We start from the raw sequence: 24936 nt of genomic DNA on the forward strand, positions 1-24936 counted from the left end.
TTATTGTATTAATTTTTTGATTTCTTCAAGGTTGTCAATTTCATCTACCGTTTTATCTTTCCGCCATCTTACAATTCTTGGAAAACGAAGCGCAACACCACTTTTATGACGGTTGCTGAAGCCAATCCCTTCAAAAGCAATTTCAAAGACGAGTTCTGCTTTTACCGTTCTCACAGGTCCAAATTTCTCAATGGCATTTTTGGTAACAAACCTGCTTACTTCCATGATTTCTTTATCCGTCAATCCGGAATAGGCTTTGGCTATGGTTACCAAAGCATCTCCGTTTTTCACGGCAAAAGTATAATCGGTATAATAAGCACTTCGTCTGCCGCTTCCTTTCTGGGCATAAATAAGGACTGCATCAATGGTAAACGGATTGATTTTCCACTTCCACCAGTCGCCTTTTTTCCGGCCGGAATGATAGGGAGAGTTTTTTTGTTTGAGCATCAAGCCTTCACTGTTTACGGCTCTTGAATTTTCACGAAGCGAATCCAGTTCTTCCCATTTTTCAAAATCCAGACTGTTGGAAAGGCTTATATTTGGGGGATTTTCATTTAATAATAATTCTTCAAGCAAAGCCCTTCTTGCAGAGATGGGTTTTTCTCTCAGATCATGATCTTCAAGTTCCAGCAAGTCATAGGCAAAGACTTCAATCGGAATTTCCGACAACATTTTTTTAGTTAAAGTTTTCCTGTTTAATCTTTTTTGTAATTCATTAAAATTTAAAACCTTACTGTCTTTTACCGCAAGTATTTCTCCATCTATGACAAAGTTGCCTTTCATCGCTTTTACGACTTCTGTGATTTCTGGAAATTGTTCTGTGACGAGTTCTTCACCTCTTGACCAGATGAAAACTTCGTCGTTTCTCCGGATGATCTGCCCCCGTATTCCGTCCCATTTGTATTCTACCAGCCATTCATCAGGATTTCCCAGTTCTGCAGGTATTTTTTCCAAAGGATAGGCAAGACAGAAGGGATAAGGTTTTGAATTGTCAGGATTCACATTTTCAGCATCTATAAGTTCTTTGAATGAGACCTCATCAGGCAGCCACTTTCCCATTAAACTATGCATCAGCGCACTCGATTCCTGACCGGAAAATTTGGTCAGCGCATTGATTAATGTTTTATCTGAGACCCCGATACGGAAACTTCCGCCAATTAATTTATTGAAGATCAAACGTTCAGTATAATCTAAACCGTTCCATGAGTTTAAAACAAATTCTTTCTTTTCAGAATCTGTTTTGCCTTTCAAACCAACAATATCATTCATCCATTCTGATAAGGTGCGTTCTATTTTTTCCTGTGGAGGAGGAAGAATCAATGATAGTGTTTCTCCAAGATCTCCTACAGAAGAATAAGACTCCTGAAACAGCCAGAAGGGGAGCCCGGTAATTTCCAGAGCCCATTCTTTCATATAATTGGTATTGACGTTTCTTTTGGGTCTTTTCCCGGTAAACAGTGCAATAAACCATACTTTATCTTCATCCGGAGCACGTTCCAGATAATCAATGATGGCATCAATTTTAGCATTGGTTTTATTGGTGGTTTCCAACGCGTTGATAAGGTCTGCAAAATGTCTCATGATTCCGGATTTTCAATGGTTTCTTTTTCAGACTCTTCTTCATCTTCACCAAATAAGGTTTCCACAACATCTGCCCTGATTCCTATTTCATTCAGGTATTTTGAAAAGACTTCCGTCTGTCCGTGCGTTACATGTACGAGTTCTGCTTCTGTGGCTTTTACAGTCTGCAATAATCCTTTCCAATCTGCATGGTCACTCATTGCAAAGCCTGCATCTGCACTGCGCCATCTTCTGGCACCGCGAACCTGCATCCAGCCGGAACATATTGCGGTAGCCGGATCAGGAATTTTTTTGATGATATTACTGTCGAGTAAAGCCGGAGGAACAATGACAATTTCGTGCTCCATCTCTTTTGGACGTTCCCTGAAATCTGCAATGGTATATTCCGGAAGGTTGATTCCTACTGTTTCAAAGGCTTCATTCAGCTTTCCGATGGAATAGTGTACATATATTTTCCCCAAGCCTTCTACCGCCTTCATAATACGCTGGGCTTTTCCTAAAGAATACCCGATGAATACAGATGTTTTATTGTTTTCCTTATTCTTCAGTACCCAATTCTGAAGCTTTTTGTTTAAATCCGGAACTTCAAGCCAGTTGTAAATAGGCAGTCCAAAAGTACTTTCCGTAACAAATTCATTACATTTTACCAGCTCGAAAGGAGTACTCAGGCCGTCATCCTGAACTTTATAATCCCCTGAAATGACGGTCACATATCCTTTATATTCAAGCCTGATCTGTGCGGAACCAATAATATGTCCGGCAGGATGAAGCGAAAGTTTCACTCCATTGATGGTCACAATTTCTCCATATTCCAGACTTTGGCATTCGATATCCATGCTTATTCTTTGATGGAGAATAGGTTTCGTGAAATGGTGGCAAAGGTATTTTTTCATTCCCCAACGGGCATGATCAGCGTGGCCATGGGTAATAACCGCCAGATCTACAGGCCTCCAGGGATCTATATAAAATTTCCCCTGCGGACAGTAAATTCCTTTTTCTGTAAATGTGATTAATTTCAATGGTGTGACAGGTTTTGTAGAATAAGCTTCAAAAACTTAACCAATTTACAACAAACTGTTTATTTTTTTATCTTAGGTTTTGGCTAAAGCCGATGGAATATTTTAAAGATTAAATGGGCTAAAGCCCATTTTTATTGATATTCTGTAGCATTTAAATAATGAAAGGAAGTATTACAAGATGATTTTAAAGCATAAAAAAAGCTGCTTCTATTCGAAACAGCTTCTCTATATTATTTTTCATTCAGTACACCATTTACAAAATCAATCCATTGATAATCAGGAATTGTTTTGTCGATAAAATAATCTGGTTGAATGCCCTTTTCATCAATAGCCATGTCCGGAATACGGAAGCTTTTGGAGAGTGCATAGCCCAGTTTAAATTCGTTGCAAGGGGAATTTACAAAATACATATTGGAGATATCTAAAACTCCCGCTGTAGTTGTTCCAAAAAGTTTCACTTTTTTACTCTGTTTGGCAGCTAATAAAAATTCTTCTGCAGTACTGCCATTTCCGTTATTGATGATAATTCCTACATTTTTTGGATAGGATGAAATTTTATCCATTTTGGTGATTCCCACAATACTTCCATCATCCTGCAGGCTTATAAACTTACCTAAGTTCTTGCTGAGTTTATCATAAGCTTTCTTGAGATATTCTTTTTCTTCTACCGGTATCCCATATTTCTGGTAATTGTCATAGAAGTCTAGCATTCTCTGGTTATTCAGTTTTGTAGAATAGAGCTGTGTTCTGACACTTCTGATAGGATTGGTATAGAGGTATGGAATAATTTTAGCAAAACTGTTATCACTGCCACCGCCATTATATCTGATATCAATAATAAGATTTTCTGTACTTTCAATTTTAGATTTGTTGGCTGTAATGACACTGTCTATATCTTTTTTCAAAGCACCATTAAATGATGGAATTCTTAAGAGCAGTGTCGTTTTATTGAGTTCCTTCAAAAAAGGTTTTTCTGCAAGGATCGTTTCATAGTGAGTCTCAATCCCTTCTTCTCTTTCAAATGTTGGAGAGATTCTTTTTAAGGTAAAATCATTGATTTCAAGATGGTTTTTTCCAATAAATCTGATGCTGGTTATTTCCTGACCGGATTTGTTTCTTACATAATATGTTCCTTTTGTTTTATCAGCATTAAGAGTCAGTTTTAATTCATAGGGTTTCCAGTTTTCAGCTCCCGATTTGATAATGAAGCCTTTATAGATATCTCCAAATTTTTTAATTCCTATTGTATAAGGTTCGGTTTCCCAAATCCCTTCAATATCAGAGTCTTTCTTGGATGCCGCTTCTTTTTTAAACTTTTCAAGATCTACTTTTACCATTTCTGTTTTCAGATTCTCATCAGCTGCGGGCTGAGCTTGCTGATTATTCTTTTCAATTTTTGAAATGGAGAGATGGCCGGAGCGGAAAAACTTAAGCCATTCATAAATAGTCTGAGTACATTCAGTGTCCGATTTTACATTTTTTATTTTATTCAGAAAGTCATTGTTATGGGCCTGATAAGCTGGGAGTCCTTTTTTATCGATCACATATTGAAATCCGGCATCATTTTCCTCGAATGTTTTTTTTACCCATTGATAATTGCTTTCACAATTACAGTTTTGAGCAAAGCTAAAAGAAGAAGAGGATATTAAAATGAAAAGAAGTGCTTTAATTTTAAGCATACGTTGGTTTTTAGTTTTATTATAAGGGGTACAAATTTAACGATAATTCTATTTTTTTATGATTGAAAAGGATATTTAATTAAAATAAAACTCTTGTTAATCGATTATCTGAACTTTTCAGCAATATAAAAATGAACGTTCAGCCAATATTGACCTTCTTAAAATCTTTGAAATTTGTACCATCATTAAAAAAGAATACAATGAGTAAAACAATTTTAATTACAGGTGCAGCAAGTGGATTCGGAAAGATTGCTGCTTTTGATCTTGCTAGAAAAGGACATACAGTAATTGCTACTGCACAGGTTTATCCTCAGATGAGTGATTTAATCCGTGAAGCTAAAGAACAGAATATTGACCTTACGGTGGATAAACTGGATGTAACCAGCCAAAGAGATATTGATTATATCTTAAAAAAGTATGAAATAGATATTTTAATCAGCAATGCCGGAATCATGGAGGGCGGTCCGATTGCTGAGCAGCCTGTCGATATTATCCGTTCTATGTTTGATGTGAATGTGTTTGGTGCATTGAACCTTGCCCAGGGTTTTATCAAAAAGTTTGTTGAAAAAAAGAAGGGTAAAATTGTTTTCACTTCTTCAATGGGAGGTTTATGGACGGTTCCGTATGTGGCTGCTTATTGCGCTTCAAAACATGCATTGGAATCTATCGCTGAAGGATTGAGAACAGAACTTGCTCCGTTTAATATCAAAATTGCAACCTGCAACCCGGGTGTATTTGGAACAGGATTTAATGACAGGGGAGTAGATTCTATTTTCCATTGGTATGATCCGAAAATTAACTTCACTCCGGAATCCGCTTTTGACGGAGCGGCAGAATCTTTAGCACACCAGCTTGATCCACAGTCTATGGCAGACGTGATTGTAAATGTAGCTTTAGATGATGACAGTCATTTCAGAAATGTACATCCAAAAGAAACTGAAGATTTCGTAAAACAGCTTCAGGCAGATGCATGGACCTCAAAAAGCTAAATATCATGGAGTTGAATTATAATATTGCCGAAAAAGCCTTACATGCAGCTAAAGAAAAGGCATTGTCTATGAATATTCCTGTGAGTATTGCCGTGGTAGATGCTGGAGGGCATCTGGTTGCATTGGCAAGACTGGACAGTGTCTACGGAGTGATTGATTTTGCCATTAAAAAAGCAAAAACAGCAGTGATGTTTGGAGTAAACAGTGATCTGATGGGAGACATCATCTCAGAAACCGGTATTCATGGTTACGGAATGCTGAATTCCAATGACGGACTTCTGACGATTGCTGGAGGTGTTGTCCTTAAGAATGCAGAAGGTAAGATCATTGGTGCTATAGGTTCATCAGGCGGAACTCCCGAGCAGGATAAAGAAATTGCCGGGGCAGGCGCTCAGGTTATTGCTTAAATTTCAGATATTTGTAGTATGGAAAACACTTCTGAAATCATATTCGACAAACTGGTTTATTCATGCGCTTTTGAAACTTATAGAGGCCATGAGGAGTTTATTCCGGACCATTTTCTCGGATTTCAGATATCCGGGGAAACTCATGCTTTTCATGAACAGGGTAAAACGGTGATCAAAGAAAATACAGTGGTCCTGGTCAGGAAAAATCAACTGATCAGAACGATTAAATATCCTTCAGCTCATGAAAAGTATCAGTTTATCTCCATCACACTGGATGATGAAACACTGAGACAGTATGCCACTGAAAACAAAATCGCTGTAAATAATAATTTTCCAGGAAATCAGCGGTTATTTTTTGAGCCCAATGATTTTTTTGAAAGCTATTTTGCTTCTCTTATTCCTTACGTCAATAAAACAGAGGAAATCCCTCCCAAATTAGCGGTTTTAAAGGTGAAAGAAGCCATAGAACTCCTTTTGCTGAGCAATCCTGATCTTAAAAATCTCCTTTTTGATTTTTCTGAACCTTATAAAATTGATCTTAAGGAGTTTATGAATAAGAATTTTATGTTCAATGTATCGGTAGATGCTTTTGCACGGCTTACAGGTCGTAGTCTTTCGGGTTTTAAGAGGGATTTTAACAAAACATTTGAGATGACGCCCAAGCAATGGCTGAAAGAAAAAAGATTGAAAGAAGCCTATTATTTAATTAAAAACAGGGATAAAAAGCCTTCAGATATTTATCTTGATCTGGGTTTTGAGAATTTATCCCATTTTTATTCTTCTTTCAAAAAGAAATTTGGGGTAACAACTACGGAGGTATAACTTTTAACCATAAAAAAACACAAATTATATTATAGCTTAACTATTGTAAACGCAAAGACGCAAGGAAGGCTTTACAGTGTGATGATTTTAAGTCGTAAGGATTTTATCTCCGGTAAAATTTAACACTGAATATTTCAAAATGCTTGTTGATTAACCACAACATCTGCGTAATCTCTAAGATCTGCGATAATCTATCAATCATTTATGATTTTCCTACGTCTTTGCGTTTTCCTACATAGTATTAAGGGATCATATTTTCTGATCTCAGTCTTTCAAAAACATCTGTAAAAGAATCTTCTGTACTGATGTATGCTGTGAAGCCCAATTTTCTGCTTTTAGACATATCACACATCACTTCCAAAGGTCTTCCCAGATCTAGATCTGTATGCCATGCTGAAGACAGACGGCCAAGATTGCTTTCTTTAAGGTTATATTTTTCTGCAATGGCTGTCCAGATTTCTTGATCGTTTTCAAGTTCTTTTTCAAGAGGTCTTATAGTATCATTGAAGCCTTCAGCTTCTACACCGAACCAGTTTGCCAGCCTTTTCCAAAGCCATTTCCATCGGAAAACGTCTCCATTCGTGATATTGAATGCCTGATTCTTTGCGGATTCTGTAGTGGAAGCCCAGACTAATTGCTTACCCAATATTCTGGCATCCGTTACATCCGAAACTCCGTTCCATTGTGCTTCTGATCCCGGCCAGATGAATTTTCTTCCGGTTTCCTTACAGATGCTCGCATATACGGCCAATGTGGTTGCAATATTCATCAGGTTTCCAATGGCATATCCAACAACGGTGTGAGGTCTGTGAATGCTCCATGTGAAGCCATCTCTTTCTGAAGCTTTGTACACTTCATCTTCCTGTGCGTAATAGAAGTTGGGAAGTGGAAGCCTTGGATGCTCTTCTCTTACGGGTGTTTCAGGTAAAATACCTTCTTTAGCATAAGCCTCAAATGGCCCTAAATAATGTTTAAGTCCTGTAACCAAAGCCACATGCTTCACTGATTTTTTAGGAGATAAAACATTTAATAGATTTCTCACCAGCATGCTGTTGATACGGATATTTTCTTCTTCAGTATCATTACGCATCCATGTGGTAAAATAAATGTGGGTAGGAGAGATCCCTTCCAGTGCTTCAGTAAGGCTTTGTTCATCCAAAAGATCTGCCTTTACAGGACGAAGACCAGGGGTATTAGTGTTGGAGTTTCTCGATAAGCCATAGGTTGTCCAGCCTTGTGCGATCAATTCTTCGGCAAGGTTACTTCCTGTAATTCCGGTAGCGCCTACTACCAATGCAATATTTTCCATAAGTATTGTAAAATTTCTTGTACAAAATTATGGACGGAAACAGGGTTTTATCCTTGATGTGGATCATGCGTTTGAGTTGATCTGGATCAAGTGTTATTCAGGGAATTCTTTTTACGGATCCTGCTCACGGTTTCCGGAGCAAGTCCAAGATAAGAAGCAATAAGATTGTGCGGGACTCTTTTGATCATTTCAGGATTCTTCTGAGTGAGTTGAAGATATTTTTCTTCAGCCGTATAGCTGTTGGAGACAATAAGCCTGTAATCTTTCGTAACGAGGCTGTTTTGATATAAAATTCTGAAATAGCGGTCCATCACAGGAATTTCCAGCATCATTTTTTCATAATCTTCCAGAGTGATCATCAGGACTTCGGTTTCTTCTATAGCATCAATATTCAGGACTGATTTTTCCTGATTGATGAAGCTGTTGAAGTCCGAGATCCACCAACCTTCAAAGGCAAACATATTGATATTCTCATTTCCTTTTTCATCCAGAAAATAAGATTTCAGAAGGCCTTTGCTTACAAAAGACAAACATTTGCAGATATCTCCTTCCTGAAGCAGATATTGTTTTTTACGAAGCTTTTTAAGAGTGAAAAAAGACTGAAGCTGACTTTTTTGCTCTTCTGTAATATCAACCTTATTCTCAATATGGGAAAGAAGGACCTCAAACATTAAATAAATATTTCATCAAAAATACTACTTTGAACAGCAAACTGAATCTTATTTTTCAAAATCATAAAGATTGATTCCTATTTCTTCTTTTTTAATTTTTACGATTCTGGTATCTAATGGATAAAAAATAAATTCTGCAGCTCCCTGAATTTTTGCTTCCAAAAGATGCCCTGCCAAAGCGGTGTAATCTTCTCTTCCCAACGTAATGTGAAGATGAGGCATAAGTTTGCCCTCTATTTCAGAGATATTTCCGGAAATATTGGTGACTTCCATCTGTTCTTTAAAAGTTTTATCAACATACTTTTTGGTTGCCGGATTAAAGAAACGGAGGGTTGCTTCACTCACAGCACCGATTCCTGTCACTTCTCCAGCCAGAATATTTTGGTTCTGAATAAAATCTGTTAAAGTCTCCACTATATTGGAATGATTGTCGAGACTTACCACATAGATTTGACCTGCCTTTCTTGCAGACCAATGGTTTCCTTTACAATTGATGATCTCCATACTTAGCTTTGTTTTAAATAATTAATAATTCCTATGACATCATCCTGCCCGAAGCCTTTATCATGAGCATTTTGATAAGTTTGAATCAGGGTTTCAGACAGAGGAAAATCAGCTCCTGCATTTTTAGCAAGAAGAATATCTTTCAGCATAAGATCAAGCGCAAATGCCGGGGCATACTGATCTGCAGTCAGCATGGGTGTTTTTACCTTGGTAGCACCGCTTCCGCTGGCACTTTCATTGATTATTTCGAGCATGTCTGATCGTTCAATTCCTAATTTTCCGGCCAGTAAAACGGTCTCTGCCAATCCCTGATAAATAGTTGCTAAGAAATAATTGATAGACAGTTTTCCGGCAATTCCTTTTCCATTGTCACCCAAATGTTTCACAGATTTTCCCATCTTCAGCAGATAGGGCATAGCACGCTGTATGCTTTCTTCTAGGCCGCCAGCCATAATGATCAATGTTCCTTCTTGTGCAGGTGCCGTACTTCCTGCTACAGGAGCATCAATAAAAGAGGCTTCTTTTATCTTCAAAGATGTGGCTGTTTCCTGGGAAGCTTCGGGAGAAATGGTACTCATATCTACAAAGAGCTTTCCTTTAATATCCAAAGCCAGAATCTCCTCATAAACTGCTTTCACGGCAGCGTCATTGGTGAGCATTGTGAATATAGTATCGCTGTTTTCTACCAGGTCTTTAATTTGGGTGCAGACTGTAGATTTTTCTTCAAAATCTTTGGCTTTTTCAGACGATCTGTTGTAAACGGAAAGCGGAAAGCCCGCTTTTTCAAGATTTTTGGCCATAGGATGTCCCATATTTCCTAATCCGATGAATCCGATTTTTTCTATTGCCATATTTTTCTTTTTTATGATGAATTAAGTCTTTTATAGTGTAAATATCCTCAATAAGAAGGAATTTAGTATCAGGTATAATGAATAAGATTTCAAAATACTTCTATTTTTAAGCAAAATATCTACCAAATAGGAACTTTGTAACGTTAAGTTTTAATTATATTTTCTATGAGAAACTTTTAAAAATGGAGAAACTTTCAGAAATTTGCACCAAAATAAAATCAATGAAGATCGTAGACCTTGAAAAATGGAACAGAAAGGAGCATTTTGAATTTTTTTCCGGTATGGCAAGCCCATATTTTGGATTTACTACAGAAGTAGACTGTACAAAAGCGTATGATACAGCTAAAGAAAAAGGGTATTCATTTTTTGCCTATTATTTTCACAAATCGATGGTTGCGATCAATACTGTTGACGATTTAAAGCTCAGAATTATAGATGGACAGGTTGTACAGTTTGATACGGTGCATGCCGGCAGTACAATCGGAAGACCGGATGGAACTTTCGGATTTTCGTTTACCCGTTTTTCAAAAGATTTTGAAACGTTTAATGCTGCTTTGCAGGAAGAAATAAAAGGGGTGCATGGGACTTCAGGATTGAGGATAAGGAATGAAAGATTGGGGAAAGATCATGTAAGACATACCACGATTCCTTGGAACTCGTTCAGTGCAATCCTGCATCCTACAGACTTTAATACAACAGAATCGATCCCTAAAATTGCTTTTGGAAGATTTAATATCCGTGAGGGGAGAAAATACCTTCCGGTTTCTATTGAAGCACATCATGGGCTGGCTGACGGACTTCACCTAGCACACTATCTGGAAGAGTTTCAGAAACAACTTGATCAATAGCAGATCGTTGCAGCGTCTGAGGATTGAAGTGGGTAAGAGTGAATAAAAGTAAGTAAGCGTATTGACCGATTTACTCTTATAATTTCTCATTTTTTCATTACGGGAAACCGTAAATAATATTTTCAAATCTTCAATACATTTGAGTCAATATATTACTATATTAGAAAATTGATTTTACGATCAAAAGAACTAATTAACCAATAACTCAATTGTATTAAGATGAGCAATTTTGAAAATCCGGATTTACAAATTCTTACTTCCAAAGCAAGAGCCGATAAAGCAATCAATTCTCTGAAAGGACTTTTACTGGGAATTATCTCTGATGATATTATTGATGCCAAAGAGATGGATGAACTCAGACTATGGGCCAGGGAACATTATGATCTGATCAATAGAAATCCGTTCCGTGAGTTTATGCTTTTAATTGAAAATACTGCGTCCAATGAAATTCCGGCTAAAGAAGCCGTTGAAGATCTCTATTGGCTGTGTCAGAAATATGAACATGACAGTATGTATTACAATGGAATTACTTCAGATTTACAGCTTTTGCAGGGGATTTTCCATGGTGTATTGGCTGATGGCATCGTGAATGACGAAGAAATTTTTAAACTTCATGAATGGCTGTCAGATAATGAACATCTGAGTTCACATTATCCATACGATGAGATCAGAAGTCTTGTGCTATCAATCGTTGCGGACAAAAAAATAGATGATGAAGAAAGAGCGGTGCTGACAGCTTTTATCAAACAATTTGTAGAATTGAAAAATACAAACGTTGCTGAAAAAGTAGAAAGGGATACCGAAGGAGTTTCTATTTCCGGTATCTGCGCTGTAGATCCTGAAATTATTTTTGAAAATAAAACGTTCTGCATTACCGGAATTTTAAGCAGAGGAACCCGAAACGAGCTACAGGAAGCCATTACAAACAAAGGCGGAATTGCTGTCAATACCATTTCCAAAAAGACCGACTATCTGATTATTGGGGATACCAACAATGCCTGCTGGAGTTATTCGTGCTATGGAAGAAAAGTGGAAAAAGCTTTAGATCTTAGAAAATCAGGGCACACCGTTATTCTGGTTCATGAGTTTGATGTTTTTGATGCTATTTGAAGAGAAAACTCTTCAGAATATTTCATAATGATAACCCCTGATGATATTATGCCGAACAATCAATTTTCATCCGATACAGATTCTTTTATTATTGATGTTTCCGGACAATCGGACAGCCCAATTGATTTTGGGACTGAATCTGCTTCCGGGAACTCTCCTGAGGGCCAGAACAGATCTTATGATCCGGATTCCTGGAAAATAGGAAAAAAATACAGCAGAAAACTCAGCCTTACTGAAGACCAGTCAGCCATGCTGGATAGAATGTCTTTTGCCGGAAATGTTTTCAATGAGATTGACTATTGTAAAATACAGATCATAAAGCAATTCTTGAGGTCTATTGAATACCTTTACCAGAAATGTATTCCCGTTAACAAATCCTATCCGACCGTCATTGATGAGCTTTCGGAGATCATTGTCTGCCTCCGGTATAACTATAAAAAAGACAGCCTGAATTACAATTACACCTATCAGTCTGTACAAACAGAAATTTTCAATCATATTTTGAAATTATGTGAAAATACGGTCCGTGAAGTGTATGGTATTAAAAGGAAAATCAATACTGATTTTAATTATAACGATCCGGATATTCTTCACCAGTACAATAAAAAGATTGTTTCAAAGCTTGATATTTTCCTGGCAGAAAACCATCATCAGATACTTGATGCCGATTATAAAACCAATATTATTCTCAATGAGAATAATACCAACCGCTGGAAGACAAAATTTGATCTGATCAGGGATGATTATTCCAATCCATTGGCATTTGAAAGGGAAATTTTCAGACTTTCTGAGGTCAATGTTAAAAATCCGTCTGTGGATGCTCTGTTTTTTGAAGCTTCAAAATTTGTAGCGGAACACGATAAAAGTTCGGCATTAAGGCTTTATATTCATTATCTGGAAAAGGATCTGAACTCTCCCAAATTTGACAAAAGAGATTTCCCCAGAAATATCCAGAAAAATCTGTTTCCAACAGAACAACTGATTTCTGATTTTGAAAATATCCTGAATGAATTTATTGCCGGCAGAAACCTTAATCTAGCCCTTGAAAAAGCCAATCATCTTTATCTTCCCAAAAGAAAGAGAATTACGATTGATCATGAAGCCATCAAAAATATCCAGGCACAGCATTCCGAAACGGCAACTATTTTAGGACAGATTCTGAATGACGAAAGTGAAGAAGAAGTTACCTCCTTAAAAACGGCAGAAACAGCAGATCCGAAAGCGTTAACAATAACTATGGCACAGCAGGTTACGGAATTTCAAACTTCCAAATATAGTGATGAGCTTCATTTAACAGATATTCAAAAGGACATCCTTGACTTATTTGAAAAACACAGCTTCAATATACTTCAGGAAGATCTTCAGGATTTTATTAAAACAAAAGGCCTGTTTATGGGCTCTACCATAGATTCTATTAATGAATGCTGTTTTGAGACCCTTGATGACATTCTCATCGAGGAAGAAGATGAATATTTTATTATTAACACAAATTATTACCAAAAACTTTTAAAAAATGATTGACAATATTAAACCTAAAGAAGCGACTTCCATTATCAATTCACTGGTAAGCGGAGTCGTTCCGAAAATAGGAGTACAACATATTACGGTAGGAAGATCTGAAGAAACACATGCTTTTATCAGCTCTCTGGAAGACGTCAAAAACGGTCTCAGTCTTGTAAAATTCTGGATCGGAGATTTCGGAAGCGGAAAGTCTTTTATGCTTCATCTTTTAAATACTGTGGCTTTAAAACAGAAATTTGTGGTCGCCAATGCCGATTTTACACCGGATAACAGGCTTTATTCCAATGACGGGAAAAGTGTGATCCTATATTCTGCCATTATGGATAATATTGCGATCCAGACGAAGCCGGAGGGCGGAGCTTTGCAGACTTTACTTGAAAAATGGATTGAGCAGGTGATTGTAAAAACAGCAGAGGAAAACCATATCTCTCTGATGGACATCCGAAATGATCAGTATCTCACACTGATTCAGAATTCTATTATGAAAACGGTAAACGAGATTACAGAAGTTGGCGGTTTTGATTTCGGGTCTGCTATTGTAAAATACTATGAAGGCTATATCAAGGGAGATGAACTATTGCGCAGAAATGCGTTAAAGTGGCTGAAAGGCGAATACAGCACGAAAACAGAAGCCAGACAAGACCTCGGAATCAGGGAGATTATCAATGACTCTAATTATTATGATATGCTTAAAAACTTCTGTAAGCTTTTTGTAAGCATGGGCTACAGCGGTTTTATGATCAATCTGGATGAAGCCATCAATCTGTATAAGATCTCTGTTACGGCTACCCGTGATAAAAACTATGAAAAAATATTATCTATTTATAATGACTGTTTCCAAGGGAAAGTGGCCAATCTTTTCATCAATTTTGCCGGGACAAAAGAATTTCTGGAAAATGAAAGGAGAGGACTTTTCAGCTATCAGGCTTTGAAAACAAGATTAGAATCCAATAAATTTGAAACTTCTGAGCTTCGTGATTTTGCACAGCCTGTGATCAAACTGATGCCTTTGAATCATAATGAGATTTTTGTGCTGCTCAAAAAACTGAAACTCATCTTTGATTTTAATTATAAAACAGAACTGAATATTACAGATGAAGAAATTTCTGCTTTTATGGAAGAAATTTTCAACAAACCTGGTGCCGCAGAATTCCTGACCCCAAGAGAAGTGATCAGAGACTTTTTGAATATCCTTAATATCATCAGACAAAATCCGGAAGTGGATAAAAGAAGGCTTTTCGGGGAAATTGAAATTGCAGACGAAAGACCGAGTGATCTTATTCTGTTAGACAGTATTGAAGAATTATGACAGCCTTCAGTCTGCTTTCCGAACCCATCAGAAAATATATCCGGGATAAAAAATGGGAGAGCCTGAGACCTATTCAGGAGGCTTCTATCCAAAGAATTATTTCTACTGACAACAATTATATTTTAATATCCAGAACAGCTTCAGGGAAAACTGAGGCTGCTTTTCTGCCTATTTTATCCAAGGTTAATTTTAAAGAACCGGGCGTAAAAGTTCTCTATATTTCACCTCTGATTGCTTTGATCAACGATCAGTTTCTTCGGGTGGAAAGCCTTTGTGAATATCTGGATGTTCCTGTTACGAAATGGCATGGCGAAGCTTCTAAAGGTGCCAAAGACCGCCTTCTGAAAAGTCCGGAAGGCATTGTTCTCATCACTCCGGAGTCTCTGGAAGCCATGTTTGTGAATAAACCTTATAATCTACGCCATCTGTTTTCTACTCTGGAATACGTTGTTATTGATGAAATTCATTCTTTTTTAGGCTCCGACAGGGGAACTCATCTGCAGTCCTTGCTGAACCGCCTTCAAAAGATCAACATCAAGAAATTCAGTATTGTAGGACTTTCGGCTACCGTAAGTGACACGAATCAATACATTGAACTGAAAGAATTTCTTGGAGATACAGACCATACAAAAGTCATCAGAGACACCACTCCCAAGCCCATTAATGTCTTATTTAAATATTTTGCAGGATCTGTTGAAGAACTGCCATTACCCTTATTAAAAGACCTGTACATCAGGACCAGAGATCGTAAAGTTTTAATATTTCCAAATGCCCGTGGAAGAGTGGAAGAAGTAGCAGTGAAGCTGAAGCAGATTTCAGAGAAAGTAGGCGGTCACAAGAATTATTTTTCACATCATTCTTCTGTGGACAAGGAAGTCCGTGAATATGTTGAGTTTTTTGCTAAAAATTCAACGTTACAGAACTTCTGTATTTCCTGTACTTCAACGCTGGAACTGGGAATTGATATTGGGAATGTAGATGATGTGGTACAGATTGATGCTACTCACAGTATTGCTTCTTTAATTCAGAGAGTAGGAAGAAGCGGGAGAAGAGAGGGGAAAGCCAGCAATCTGTTTCTCTATGCTACAGAACCTTGGAGCTTATTGCAGTCTTTAGCCTGCTGGATGCTCTATCAGGAACAATACATAGAACCTGTCTCTGTAAACAAAAAACCTTATGATGTGTTGGTTCACCAGCTTTTGTCTATTGTGAAGGGGGCTTCAGGGATTTCTACGACTCAGCTTCTGGATGAAATTGCTGGAAATTCAACATTTTCAAATATCAGTCATGAAGAGACAGAAGACGTAATCAGGTATCTCACAAGTATTGATTTTTTTGAAAAATTAGGTCATGAACTGATCATTGGAATGGAAGGAGAGGAAGTGGTGAACAATAAAGATTTTTATAGCCTTTTCGATACGCCTGTATTTTTTAAAGTTTCTAGCGGTGGAGTGAAAATCGGAGAACTGCCTTTATTACCACAGATAAGAGAGAATGAAAATATTTATCTCTCTGCTAAAATATGGAGCATAAAGGATATTGATTATCAAACGAAAAAAATAGAAGTGCTTCCTGCCAAAGATGGAAAAAAGCCTAAGTTTTCTGGAGATGCTGCAGATACTGCTTATCAGATCAGGGAAAAGATGCTTGAGATTCTTATGTCAAAAGAACAATACAGCTTTCTGGACGAGGCTGCACAACAAATCATTCTTCTTTTGCGAAGTGAATTTTCTTCGTTTACCATCAATGATTTCAAAAAAGAGAGACCATTGTTGGATCATAATGAAAAACTGACTTTCTATTCTTTTACAAGTTCAAAAATCAACCGAACCTTAAAATTACTATTGGATGGGTTGAAGATAGAAACTACACTGGATGATAAAAACAGCTCCTTTGAAATAGAAGACCATACCGCAGAAGAGTTAAAAACAGCCTTAGCCCGTTCTGATATAGATCAGAATATAGATGAAATTCTGACCGATTTATTAGAAAACAGTCCCCAAATTATCGACTTTTCTAAGTGGGGGAAATATCTTCCTGTAAACTATCAGGTAAAAGTTTTGAAGGAAAAGTATTTCGATTTTGAAGGCTGTAATGCTTACCTCAAAGATTTGAAACTTATAGAAAACAATTAATAATGATATTGGAAAGAAATTGTCTCAAAAGCCAAATAATTTGGTTTTTGAGACAGCCTCTTTTTTCTTTTAAAGAATCCTTTTTCGTCTGTTTTACTATTCTTACTTATCCATTTCTATTTATTGGTCACCAATATGTTTCTATTAAGCCCAAAACATTGATCGAGATCATAAAAAGTAAACCTAGGAAGCCTTTACATTTACAATAATTAAAATAGCAAAGCGGATAATTGGAAACAGGCTGATAAAAGCCGTTATGATATTTTGTTTACGGTGTAACGTGGTATCTATGTGGTATACAGTTTTAACAAAATTTTAATCATTTTTTCTTTCTTTGTCTATATAAAATTAAAACGAAATTCATACATGTGATTTTCTGCATTAACCTTTTTTTTTAAATAAATAGGTGTTGTAAATCATTAAGTTATATTGCATTTATGAATACATAGAAATCTTTTTGTTTTGATATTAAATTATCAGGAAACAGATTGATTGGAGAAAAAGACTTTATCCTGATGCACAAAATATACTGCATCTAAAATAAGTAGAGATGAAAAAGTATTATGAAAAATAGAAAACCTGAAACTAACTTGGAGGATTTGGACCAGAAAATTCGTGTACAGGACGAAATAGTGGCACTAGCCAAAGCCAATTCGCCTCGTTTACTGAATAAATTCAGATTGGTATATCCCGATTTTTTTAAAAAATTATCTGCTATACAGCCCAGCCTTAAAAATTCTGAACTGATCTTTTGTATTTACCTGAAGCTGAATATGACAACAAAAGAAATTGCAACCTGTATCTTTGTTACCCCAAAAGCTATACAAAACAGGAAAAACAGGATCAGAAAAAAACTCAATATCGCTTCTGAATTTGATATCTACAAATGGTTTAATGAAATTTAAACCATTTTTTCTGATTTAAAAGTCCAGAATCGCTTTATCCAGATCGTGATAAAGAAGAATTTTCCAATTGTTTTCTCTGGCTTCTTTTTCCCATTGAAGTCGTAATTCCATGGCTTTTCTGCCATCGAAATCACTTTTATACGCTAAATGATATTTTAGATAAGAAGCCTGGGGAAGATCATCGGCCCCGTAAAAAACGGTTTCTTCATTTTCCCTGATCCAGAAAACCTGCATAAAAGGAGTATGCCCGCCCACCACTTCATAGGAAATTTCATCCGTGATTTGTCCTTTATCTTCATTCATCCAGGTGATATTGGGAAGCTGAATCAGTTTTTCCAGCATATCAAAATCAAAAGAAGGATTGCCTTTTTTTTCCATCGCAAAATCCAGCTCTCGTTTCTGGATATAGATCTGTGCATTCGGAAAAGTTGCTTCAAAACCACTCTCTGTAAGCTTCACAGCTCCTTCAATATGATCTTTATGAAGGTGAGATAACAATAGTTTTGTAATTTGTTCAGGACGGATATTTTCTCTTTCCAGAATTTCTGAGACCACCGTTTTTCCGGACTCATTTTTCCAGCCAATCCCTGCATCCAGAAGGATATAATCATTTTCTGTAATGATAAGAAACGGCTGAACAGACATTTTGATTCCTCCAATTTTATCAAAATTTTCTTCTGTTAAAAGAGTGAAGTCTTTGGATTTGCTAGCCGAAAAATTGCCTTCTTTGAGCGGAATGATTTTCATGATGCAAATTTCCTTAATATTTCTAATATTCAAAAGGTTTTTCATCGATATATATCATCAATAAAAACAATCATACAGCAGTATACTGAGACTATTGTATTTATCAAAAAATCCTGTATCATTCATAAAAATGTAAAGTCAGGGTACCGAAATTTTCTTTTTTTAATGATTATCTTTGAGGTCTCAAAAATCTGACAGTCTACATGATGATCAAATGTCAGATCACTTTCTATTGATTCAAATAAAATTGTAACATAATGCAGGAGAATTCTTCCCAAGGTATTTCCCGGACTGTCATCTGGCTGATGGCTATTATTTCAGGGCTTGTAGTAGCCAACAATTATTATAACCAGCCCTTGTTGGCGCTTATTTCGGAAGATTTTAAGGTTTCTGAAAGTGCTGCCAGCAAAATATCGGTGCTTACTCAGATAGGGTATGCATTGGGACTGTTGCTGATTGTTCCATTAGGAGATAAGTTTTTCCGGAAGAGATTAATTTTAATAGACCTGTTTCTGGTTTTTGGATCGCTCTTATGGATGACTTTTGCCACTCAGTTATGGATGTTGTATGCAGCCAGTTTATTGATTGGAGCTACCTCGGTTATTCCACAGCTTTTTGTTCCTATTGCCGCAGAACTTTCTTCAGATAAAGAAAAATCATCCAATATCGGATTGGTGATGTCCGGATTGTTACTGGGAATTCTTCTTTCCCGTTTTGTAGGAGGAATTGTAGGAGAAGTATGGGGATGGAGAGCGATGTTTGGTATTGCAGCAGGGCTGATGATCCTGGTGTGGCTGGCTGTATATAAAATGCTTCCTGAGCTGTCACCTAATTTTAAAGGGAGCTACAAAGAACTGATGCGTTCTGTTGCCCATCTTGCCAGAACACAGCCTATTCTTCAGCTGGCATCGTTCCGTGGAGCAATGGCATTCGGGTCTATGTGTGCATTGTTTACAACATTGGTTTTCCATATGGAAAAACCGCCTTTCAATGCGGGATCTTCCGTTGTGGGAAGCTTTGGGCTGGCAGGAGCGGTAGGCGCTTTAGCGGCGGCAAAGGTGGGGAAACTTCAAAAGTACCTGGATATTAACCGAATTATATTGTATTCTTTACTGATTATCATAGGAAGCTGGGGCTTTACCTATTTTGCAGGAGAAACCTATTGGGGACTGATTGTAGGAGTTATTCTTGTTGATCTGGGAGTACAATCGAGCCATATTATGAACCAGACCAATTATTTTCTGATTAAATCGAATGCTGTAAACAGGTTGAATACGGTGTATATGGTTTCCTATTTCATTGGCGGATCATTGGGAACCTGGCTGGCTTCTATTGCATGGCAAAAAGCTCAATGGAGTGGAGTATGCCTTGTGGGAACTGTATTTGGAATATTAGCTCTGATCGCACATATATTATTTTGTAAAAGAGTTAATAAAGCATAAATCAGAATTTGTTTTACATTTCTGATTCTTTTAAGTTTCGGGGATTTTATCGCAGATAAAATCCCCGAAACTTTTTTATTTTAATTCTCCGGCTTCTTCCTGCGCCTGCATCAATTCTCTGTGTCTTCCTCCCCATTCATCAAGCTGTTTCCATATGGGAATCAGCTCTCTGGCTATAGCTGTCAATTCGTAATCTACCCTTGGCGGAACTTCTGCATGAACTGTTCTCGTTACTAAGCTTTCTTTTTCCAGCTCTCTCAGCTGAAGGGTAAGCATTCTTTCCGTTATTCCTGAAATAGAATTTCTAAGCTCACTGAAGCGCAATTTCCCGTCTTTTAACTTGTTTAAAATAATCAGCTTCCATCGTCCCCCGATTCTACATACTGCATAACTCAAATCACATCCCTGTATATATTGCCGGTTGATATTATTCGTTGAATTCTCTTTTATTTTACCCATTACTTACAAATTTGTTAGTACCATACATTTAGCTGTATACAGTGCAAATGTAAGGTTTGAGATTTAATTTTGTTGTTTAAAATAGAAAATATACAGCAGTAATGAACAATAGCGCTCATGTTCCCTGCAGACATAATAATAACTTAAATCAAAATTAAAATGCAATTAACTCCTAAAATAACACAGATTTTAAATCATTTAGAAACAATACAGCCGTTCAATCCACAAAATTCTTTAGATGGAGTCCGTAAATATCTTGAAGCAATGTGTTTCCAGCTTAACGGTAAAAAAGAACCGGTAGCAATGATCGAAGAATTGAATATTCAGCAGGAAGACCATCAGATTCCTATTCGGATTTACCGTCCTAATGGAACAAAAACAGAGAAGTCATCAGCTATTATTTATATTCATGGAGGTTGGTTTATAGCAGGAGGATACGAAACTCACGATGCTGTAGTCCGTAAACTTGCCAATAAGACGGGTTCTGTGATTATATTTATAGATTACCGTCTTGCTCCCGAGCATCCTTTTCCTGCAGGTTTAAATGACTGTATTGACGGAATACAATGGGCGGTCGACAACGCAGAATCTTTAGGAATTGATCCTGATAAAATTGGAATCATAGGAGATAGTGCCGGAGGAGCCTTGTCAACAGCCGTTTCCACGCAGATAGGAGGACAGTTCAGGTTTCAGGTATTGATTTATCCTGCAGCTGACAATCAGTTGAACTCAAAATCATGGGAAGCTTATGAAAATGGGCCGGTTCTTAATAAACAAGGCGGAATAGAAGCCTGGGAATGGTATCTTCCAAAAGAAGAAAAAGATAATCCTTTGGCAATCCCTGTGTTGATTAAAGATTTTAAAGAAACGCCGCCTACTTTAGTGATTCTGGCAGAGCATGATCCACTTTTAGATGATGGCAAAACGCTTTCCCTGAATATGGAAAATGCAGGTGTTACGCTTACAACAAGTCTTTACAAAGATATGGTTCATGGGTTTATGCATATGGGAGAACTTTTGGAGGAAGTACAATCAGCAGTAGATGAAATGGCAGCTTTTGCCACACATCATTTTGAATCCGACAGAGAACAGTAACAATGAAAAAATACGCATATATTGGATGTCTGGGATTTATAGCAGTTATTACTACAGAATTTGGAGTCATCGGAATTCTCCCGCAAATTGCAGAACATTATAAGATCAGTATTGACAAGGCAGGATACCTGCTGAGTGCTTTTGCATTAATTATTGCTCTTACAGGACCTTTTATGACTTTACTTACGTCAGGAATTGACCGTAAAAAGATAATGCTTACAGCCATTTTCATGTTTCTGGTTACAGGAATTGTTTCCTCTTTTTCACCTCCTTTATGGCTGCTGATGCTGGTGAGGATTTTACCGGCATTCCTGCAGCCTGTATATATTGCAACCGCTTTGTCAGTGGCGGTATCTCAGGCAGATGAACGGAAAAAGAATGAACTGATGGGGATTGTTTTTAATGGAGTCGCTATTGCCATGGTCACTACAGTTCCTTTTGCAACATGGATAGCCGGGCTTTGGTCCTGGGAATATTCATTTATGATACAAGCTGCTGTAAGTTTGATTGCTTTAATGAGTATTTATTTTCTTCTTCCCTCAATACCGGTGAAAGAGAAAAAATCGTACGGAAACCAGGTCAGAATATTGAAGCATCCTCCATTTATTCTGAGTACTCTGACTAATTTTTTCATGATTACGGCATGGTTTTCTACCTACAGTTATTTTGCCGATTATCTGAACAAAGCCAAAGGAATGGATACTTCAATGATAAGCTACATGCTGCTTCTCTTTGGTGGTATAGGAATCATTGCGAATGGTGTAGCTGGTAAAATGCTCAATAAGAACGTCGCAAGAACTACTGCTTTTTTTCTTTCGGGAACCATTTTAGTGCCTGTACTTTTATATTTTTCTGATGGAAATTTATTTGCAACCATTGCAGTGATCGGAATTTGGGGGTTCTTGTATTCACCCAGCTTTTTGAATGCCTCTACCTATATGATCTTTTCTGCACCAGATTCACTGGAATTTGCCAACAGCCTTGCCACATCATTTGGAAATTTGGGAGTAACGCTGGGAACGACAATAGGAGGGTGGATCATCATGACACAAGGAGTAGAGTATATTCCATGGATAGGTTTTGTTTTCGGGCTTCTTGCATTTTTGATGATGATTTTAAAAAGTGCAGTTGAGAAACGAAACCAGGTGCTTTCCACGTGTCAGAATTAAACTGTAACAAATTTTGTTACATTGGGTAAATTGTAGTAACTTTGCACTATTAATTTGATGTAAAATTGAATACAATGAAAATAGAAATCTGGTCGGACGTAATGTGTCCGTTTTGTTATATCGGAAAAAATAATTTTGAACAGGCTTTGAGTAAACTTCCTTTCAAGGATAAAGTAGAAATAGAGTGGAAGAGTTTCCAGCTGGATCCTACTTTAGATCAACAAAAGACTCAGGATACCATTCAGTATTTTAGAGAAAAGAAAGGTGTTCCAGAAGCTCAGGCTACTCAAATGCTTGGTCAGGTTACCCAAATGGGAAAAGATGCCGGAATTGACTTTGATTTTGGGAAAACACTGATCACTAATACTTTTAGTGCTCACAAATTGCTTCATTTGGCTAAAAAGTACAACAAATCCAATGAGATGGAAGAGGCGTTATTTATCGCTCATTTTATCAACGGTAAAAATGTAGGCGATATGGAAGTTCTGGTTTCCCTTGCCGAAGGTTTAGGAATTGACACAGAAGAAGCCAGAGAAGCGGTTACAACGGATCAATTGGATGATGAAGTGAATCAGGATATTCAGGAAGCAAGAAACAATGGTGTTTCCGGAGTTCCATTTTTTGTTCTGAACGGTAAATATGCTGTTTCAGGAGCGCAGCCTGTAGAGGTATTTGAAAATGCACTTCAGCAGACGTATAAAGAAACAGTGAGTCCTTTTAAGGATCTTTCCGGCGACAGTGGAGCTTCCTGCGATGCTGACGGATGCAGTATTTAAGATATCAAAACCCCAAAATAAAACTATTTTGGGGTTTTTAATTTAATATAGTCTCGTATCTTTGTCATACAGCATCAATAGCTGTATAAATCTAATTTCTCAATGATAAAAATTAACAACGAAACCCATTATTCAATTGATGATACCCTTTTTGTTTTTGCATTAGATTCTGAAGCAGGAACCGTATTTGATGATAAAAATAAACTGATTACAGGGATTGGAAAAGTAAATGCAGCAATAGAATTAACCAAAGAAATTCATACAAAAAAGCCTAAACTGATCGTGAATTTAGGTTCTGCCGGAAGTAAAGGTTTCCACAAAGGAGAAGTCGTTTGCTGTACAAAATTCATCCAGAGAGATATGGATGTAAGAGGGCTGGGATTCAAACTTTATGAAACTCCGCTATCCGGAGTGCCGCCTGTATTGGAATATGGTCTTAAAATGGACGTATTGAAAGAAGGGATTTGCGGAAGTGGTGACAGCTTTGAAATGAACCATTCTGAAACAGATTACAATATTGTAGATATGGAAGCCTATCCATTGGCATTGATCGCTCAAAAGGAAAATATTCCCTTCCTGTGCCTGAAATACATTTCTGATGATGCCGGAAGTGATGCCGCAGACGATTGGAGTGTACAGGTACATCTGGCTTCTGAAGCATTCAAGAAAATACTGTTCTCATCAATATAATCCTGAATAAATTTTCAGGATTTTGTTTTCTATTTGTATTGTTACGCTCAACCCTTCGCTCATATGAAAGTTACTTTTTATCAGCCGTTACACCCTACTCTTAAAGAATATATTGAAGGATATTATTTTGTGGAAAAAGATGACGACCATCAGCCGATCAGGTACCTTACATTTCCGGACAATTATTTTATCGTATCAGCCTGTCAGGATGTATCTATTATTCAGGATAAAGGATGGGTAGAAATTGCCAGGTCTCCATCTGAGAATATCGTCATTGATGTTGTATTCAGATGCTCTGTTCCCACTGAAATTCTTTATCAGCAATCAGTAAATGAAGTCACTGTTTACTTCAAACCACTAGGGGCTTATCATTTTTTTAATGCTGATAACAACAAAGATTTGCAACAGGAAATACAACTTTCAGATTTTAAAGAAATCATGAAGGCTATTTTAAAAGAGTCTGACAGAAGGGTACAAATTGAAATGCTGGAGAATTACTGGCTTTCAAAATTCCGGAAGAGAGATTTATTGCTGGCTTATACCATACTGGATGATTTTGAAACTGAATTGAGCATTGAAGAAATCGCTGCAAAAAATAAAATAACGAGACAATATGTAAATAAGATTTCGCAGCGGTATTTGGCTAAACCGGCCTCAGAATTCAGGAAAATTCAGCGGTTTCGTAAGGTGTTGATTTCTAATAAAAGATCCAGAAATCTTACTGAACTTTCCTACGAAAACCTATTCTATGACCAATCTCATCTTATTAAAGATTTCAAAGAGCTCACCAAAATAAGTCCCGGAAAATTCTTTGATCATGTAGATACTGAGCAAAATAATATCTGGTTGTTTATCTGAGTTTCCATTTTTACAATTCATACAAATTTCCTTGAAATAC

General features: G+C 37.1%; 24 protein-coding genes. 15 read left to right on the forward strand and 9 right to left on the reverse strand.

From position 1 onward, the window contains the following. The 3 genes from DBR39_RS06035 to DBR39_RS06045 form a co-directional block, all read right to left on the reverse strand. Positions 1 to 1581, reverse strand: coding sequence for an ATP-dependent DNA ligase (locus DBR39_RS06035; RefSeq protein ID WP_124531378.1), 1581 nt, complete (start codon positions 1579 to 1581; stop codon positions 1 to 3). Next, complete coding sequence (locus DBR39_RS06040) at positions 1578 to 2600, reverse strand: ligase-associated DNA damage response exonuclease (protein WP_124531380.1); 1023 nt, start codon at positions 2598 to 2600, stop codon at positions 1578 to 1580. The genes DBR39_RS06035 and DBR39_RS06040 overlap by 4 nt, the downstream gene beginning before the upstream one ends. A gap of 230 nt (positions 2601 to 2830) precedes the next feature. Continuing rightward, the gene (locus DBR39_RS06045) at positions 2831 to 4279 is read right to left on the reverse strand and encodes a S41 family peptidase (protein ID WP_124531382.1); all 1449 of its coding nucleotides are present in this window, start codon (positions 4277 to 4279) and stop codon (positions 2831 to 2833) included. Between the two features lie 200 nt (positions 4280 to 4479). On the opposite strand from DBR39_RS06045, the gene DBR39_RS06050 reads away from it, so the two are divergent. Genes DBR39_RS06050 through DBR39_RS06060 form a run of 3 tightly spaced genes read left to right on the forward strand, consistent with a single transcriptional unit; the run spans position 4480 to position 6497 of the window. Further along, positions 4480 to 5268, forward strand: a complete 789-nt coding sequence (locus tag DBR39_RS06050; protein WP_124531384.1) for an SDR family oxidoreductase — start codon at positions 4480 to 4482, stop codon at positions 5266 to 5268. A gap of 5 nt (positions 5269 to 5273) precedes the next feature. Next, complete coding sequence (locus DBR39_RS06055; RefSeq protein WP_124531386.1) at positions 5274 to 5675, forward strand: GlcG/HbpS family heme-binding protein; 402 nt, start codon at positions 5274 to 5276, stop codon at positions 5673 to 5675. 18 nt (positions 5676 to 5693) lie between these two features. Beyond that, on the forward strand, positions 5694 to 6497 hold the full coding sequence (locus DBR39_RS06060) for a helix-turn-helix domain-containing protein (RefSeq protein ID WP_124531388.1): 804 nt from the start codon (positions 5694 to 5696) through the stop codon (positions 6495 to 6497). A gap of 241 nt (positions 6498 to 6738) precedes the next feature. Here the strand turns inward: DBR39_RS06060 and DBR39_RS06065 are convergent, their stop codons facing one another. The 4 genes from DBR39_RS06065 to DBR39_RS06080 form a co-directional block, all read right to left on the reverse strand. After that, a complete protein-coding gene (locus DBR39_RS06065) occupies positions 6739 to 7806 on the reverse strand; it encodes an SDR family oxidoreductase (protein ID WP_124531390.1) in 1068 nt (355 codons plus the stop codon). An 86-nt stretch (positions 7807 to 7892) separates the two neighbouring features. After that, positions 7893 to 8477 carry a Crp/Fnr family transcriptional regulator gene (locus DBR39_RS06070; RefSeq protein ID WP_124531392.1) on the reverse strand — a complete coding sequence of 195 codons (585 nt, stop codon included), beginning with the start codon at positions 8475 to 8477 and terminating at the stop codon, positions 7893 to 7895. A gap of 48 nt (positions 8478 to 8525) precedes the next feature. Continuing rightward, positions 8526 to 8981, reverse strand: a complete 456-nt coding sequence (locus DBR39_RS06075; protein WP_185147140.1) for a PPC domain-containing DNA-binding protein — start codon at positions 8979 to 8981, stop codon at positions 8526 to 8528. 2 nt (positions 8982 to 8983) lie between these two features. Then, positions 8984 to 9832, reverse strand: a complete 849-nt coding sequence (locus DBR39_RS06080; protein ID WP_124531394.1) for an NAD(P)-dependent oxidoreductase — start codon at positions 9830 to 9832, stop codon at positions 8984 to 8986. A gap of 221 nt (positions 9833 to 10053) precedes the next feature. Between DBR39_RS06080 and DBR39_RS06085 the strand changes: the two genes are divergently transcribed. From DBR39_RS06085 to DBR39_RS06110, 6 genes are all read left to right on the forward strand, one after another. Continuing rightward, entirely contained in the window at positions 10054 to 10680 is a 627-nt protein-coding gene (locus tag DBR39_RS06085; RefSeq protein WP_124531396.1) for a CatA-like O-acetyltransferase, read from the forward strand. A gap of 219 nt (positions 10681 to 10899) precedes the next feature. After that, the gene (locus DBR39_RS06090; protein WP_124531398.1) at positions 10900 to 11790 is read left to right on the forward strand and encodes a BRCT domain-containing protein; all 891 of its coding nucleotides are present in this window, start codon (positions 10900 to 10902) and stop codon (positions 11788 to 11790) included. Between the two features lie 27 nt (positions 11791 to 11817). After that, complete coding sequence (locus tag DBR39_RS06095) at positions 11818 to 13311, forward strand: tellurite resistance TerB C-terminal domain-containing protein (protein ID WP_124531399.1); 1494 nt, start codon at positions 11818 to 11820, stop codon at positions 13309 to 13311. Continuing rightward, complete coding sequence (locus tag DBR39_RS06100; protein ID WP_124531401.1) at positions 13304 to 14620, forward strand: ATP-binding protein; 1317 nt, start codon at positions 13304 to 13306, stop codon at positions 14618 to 14620. Before DBR39_RS06095 ends, DBR39_RS06100 begins: the two co-directional genes overlap by 8 nt. Continuing rightward, entirely contained in the window at positions 14617 to 16755 is a 2139-nt protein-coding gene (locus DBR39_RS06105; RefSeq protein WP_124531403.1) for a DEAD/DEAH box helicase, read from the forward strand. The genes DBR39_RS06100 and DBR39_RS06105 overlap by 4 nt, the downstream gene beginning before the upstream one ends. 563 nt (positions 16756 to 17318) lie before the next feature. Beyond that, positions 17319 to 17660 carry a helix-turn-helix transcriptional regulator gene (locus DBR39_RS06110; protein WP_124531405.1) on the forward strand — a complete coding sequence of 114 codons (342 nt, stop codon included), beginning with the start codon at positions 17319 to 17321 and terminating at the stop codon, positions 17658 to 17660. Positions 17661 to 17675: 15 nt separating this feature from the next. Here DBR39_RS06110 and DBR39_RS06115 read toward each other — a convergent pair whose 3' ends face one another. Beyond that, positions 17676 to 18407, reverse strand: a complete 732-nt coding sequence (locus DBR39_RS06115; RefSeq protein WP_124531407.1) for an MBL fold metallo-hydrolase — start codon at positions 18405 to 18407, stop codon at positions 17676 to 17678. Positions 18408 to 18664: 257 nt separating this feature from the next. On the opposite strand from DBR39_RS06115, the gene DBR39_RS06120 reads away from it, so the two are divergent. Continuing rightward, a complete protein-coding gene (locus tag DBR39_RS06120) occupies positions 18665 to 19849 on the forward strand; it encodes an MFS transporter (RefSeq protein WP_124531409.1) in 1185 nt (394 codons plus the stop codon). Between the two features lie 75 nt (positions 19850 to 19924). On the opposite strand, the gene DBR39_RS06125 is transcribed toward DBR39_RS06120, so the two are convergent. Continuing rightward, the gene (locus DBR39_RS06125) at positions 19925 to 20308 is read right to left on the reverse strand and encodes a winged helix-turn-helix transcriptional regulator (RefSeq protein ID WP_103235076.1); all 384 of its coding nucleotides are present in this window, start codon (positions 20306 to 20308) and stop codon (positions 19925 to 19927) included. 159 nt (positions 20309 to 20467) lie between these two features. On the opposite strand from DBR39_RS06125, the gene DBR39_RS06130 reads away from it, so the two are divergent. The 5 genes from DBR39_RS06130 to DBR39_RS06150 all read left to right on the forward strand — a co-directional run bounded on the left by DBR39_RS06130 (position 20468) and on the right by DBR39_RS06150 (position 24896). Next, the gene (locus tag DBR39_RS06130; protein WP_124531411.1) at positions 20468 to 21403 is read left to right on the forward strand and encodes an alpha/beta hydrolase; all 936 of its coding nucleotides are present in this window, start codon (positions 20468 to 20470) and stop codon (positions 21401 to 21403) included. 2 nt (positions 21404 to 21405) lie between these two features. Beyond that, positions 21406 to 22572, forward strand: coding sequence for an MFS transporter (locus DBR39_RS06135; RefSeq protein WP_124531413.1), 1167 nt, complete (start codon positions 21406 to 21408; stop codon positions 22570 to 22572). Positions 22573 to 22646: 74 nt separating this feature from the next. Beyond that, positions 22647 to 23348 (forward strand): DsbA family oxidoreductase, encoded by a 702-nt coding sequence (locus tag DBR39_RS06140; RefSeq protein WP_124531415.1) that lies wholly within the window; start codon positions 22647 to 22649, stop codon positions 23346 to 23348. Between the two features lie 102 nt (positions 23349 to 23450). Next, positions 23451 to 24038 (forward strand): nucleosidase, encoded by a 588-nt coding sequence (locus DBR39_RS06145; protein ID WP_124531417.1) that lies wholly within the window; start codon positions 23451 to 23453, stop codon positions 24036 to 24038. A gap of 63 nt (positions 24039 to 24101) precedes the next feature. Next, positions 24102 to 24896 (forward strand): helix-turn-helix domain-containing protein, encoded by a 795-nt coding sequence (locus DBR39_RS06150; RefSeq protein WP_124531419.1) that lies wholly within the window; start codon positions 24102 to 24104, stop codon positions 24894 to 24896. The last annotated feature ends 40 nt before the right edge of the window (positions 24897 to 24936 follow it).

The organism is Chryseobacterium sp. KBW03 (assembly GCF_003852415.1).
GTDB classification, from domain to species: Bacteria; Bacteroidota; Bacteroidia; order Flavobacteriales; family Weeksellaceae; genus Chryseobacterium; species Chryseobacterium viscerum.

Coding starts and splice junctions, on each gene's coding strand:
- DBR39_RS06035 (WP_124531378.1), bottom strand. CDS start 1,581: ATGAGACATTTTGCAGACCTTATCAACGCGTTGGAAACCACCAATAAA.
- DBR39_RS06045 (WP_124531382.1), bottom strand. CDS start 4,279: ATGCTTAAAATTAAAGCACTTCTTTTCATTTTAATATCCTCTTCTTCT.
- DBR39_RS06050 (WP_124531384.1), top strand. CDS start 4,480: ATGAGTAAAACAATTTTAATTACAGGTGCAGCAAGTGGATTCGGAAAG.
- DBR39_RS06055 (WP_124531386.1), top strand. CDS start 5,274: ATGGAGTTGAATTATAATATTGCCGAAAAAGCCTTACATGCAGCTAAA.
- DBR39_RS06060 (WP_124531388.1), top strand. CDS start 5,694: ATGGAAAACACTTCTGAAATCATATTCGACAAACTGGTTTATTCATGC.
- DBR39_RS06065 (WP_124531390.1), bottom strand. CDS start 7,806: ATGGAAAATATTGCATTGGTAGTAGGCGCTACCGGAATTACAGGAAGT.
- DBR39_RS06070 (WP_124531392.1), bottom strand. CDS start 8,477: ATGTTTGAGGTCCTTCTTTCCCATATTGAGAATAAGGTTGATATTACA.
- DBR39_RS06075 (WP_185147140.1), bottom strand. CDS start 8,981: ATGGAGATCATCAATTGTAAAGGAAACCATTGGTCTGCAAGAAAGGCA.
- DBR39_RS06080 (WP_124531394.1), bottom strand. CDS start 9,832: ATGGCAATAGAAAAAATCGGATTCATCGGATTAGGAAATATGGGACAT.
- DBR39_RS06085 (WP_124531396.1), top strand. CDS start 10,054: ATGAAGATCGTAGACCTTGAAAAATGGAACAGAAAGGAGCATTTTGAA.
- DBR39_RS06090 (WP_124531398.1), top strand. CDS start 10,900: ATGAGCAATTTTGAAAATCCGGATTTACAAATTCTTACTTCCAAAGCA.
- DBR39_RS06095 (WP_124531399.1), top strand. CDS start 11,818: ATGATAACCCCTGATGATATTATGCCGAACAATCAATTTTCATCCGAT.
- DBR39_RS06100 (WP_124531401.1), top strand. CDS start 13,304: ATGATTGACAATATTAAACCTAAAGAAGCGACTTCCATTATCAATTCA.
- DBR39_RS06105 (WP_124531403.1), top strand. CDS start 14,617: ATGACAGCCTTCAGTCTGCTTTCCGAACCCATCAGAAAATATATCCGG.
- DBR39_RS06110 (WP_124531405.1), top strand. CDS start 17,319: ATGAAAAATAGAAAACCTGAAACTAACTTGGAGGATTTGGACCAGAAA.
- DBR39_RS06115 (WP_124531407.1), bottom strand. CDS start 18,407: ATGAAAATCATTCCGCTCAAAGAAGGCAATTTTTCGGCTAGCAAATCC.
- DBR39_RS06120 (WP_124531409.1), top strand. CDS start 18,665: ATGCAGGAGAATTCTTCCCAAGGTATTTCCCGGACTGTCATCTGGCTG.
- DBR39_RS06125 (WP_103235076.1), bottom strand. CDS start 20,308: ATGGGTAAAATAAAAGAGAATTCAACGAATAATATCAACCGGCAATAT.
- DBR39_RS06130 (WP_124531411.1), top strand. CDS start 20,468: ATGCAATTAACTCCTAAAATAACACAGATTTTAAATCATTTAGAAACA.
- DBR39_RS06135 (WP_124531413.1), top strand. CDS start 21,406: ATGAAAAAATACGCATATATTGGATGTCTGGGATTTATAGCAGTTATT.
- DBR39_RS06140 (WP_124531415.1), top strand. CDS start 22,647: ATGAAAATAGAAATCTGGTCGGACGTAATGTGTCCGTTTTGTTATATC.
- DBR39_RS06145 (WP_124531417.1), top strand. CDS start 23,451: ATGATAAAAATTAACAACGAAACCCATTATTCAATTGATGATACCCTT.
- DBR39_RS06150 (WP_124531419.1), top strand. CDS start 24,102: ATGAAAGTTACTTTTTATCAGCCGTTACACCCTACTCTTAAAGAATAT.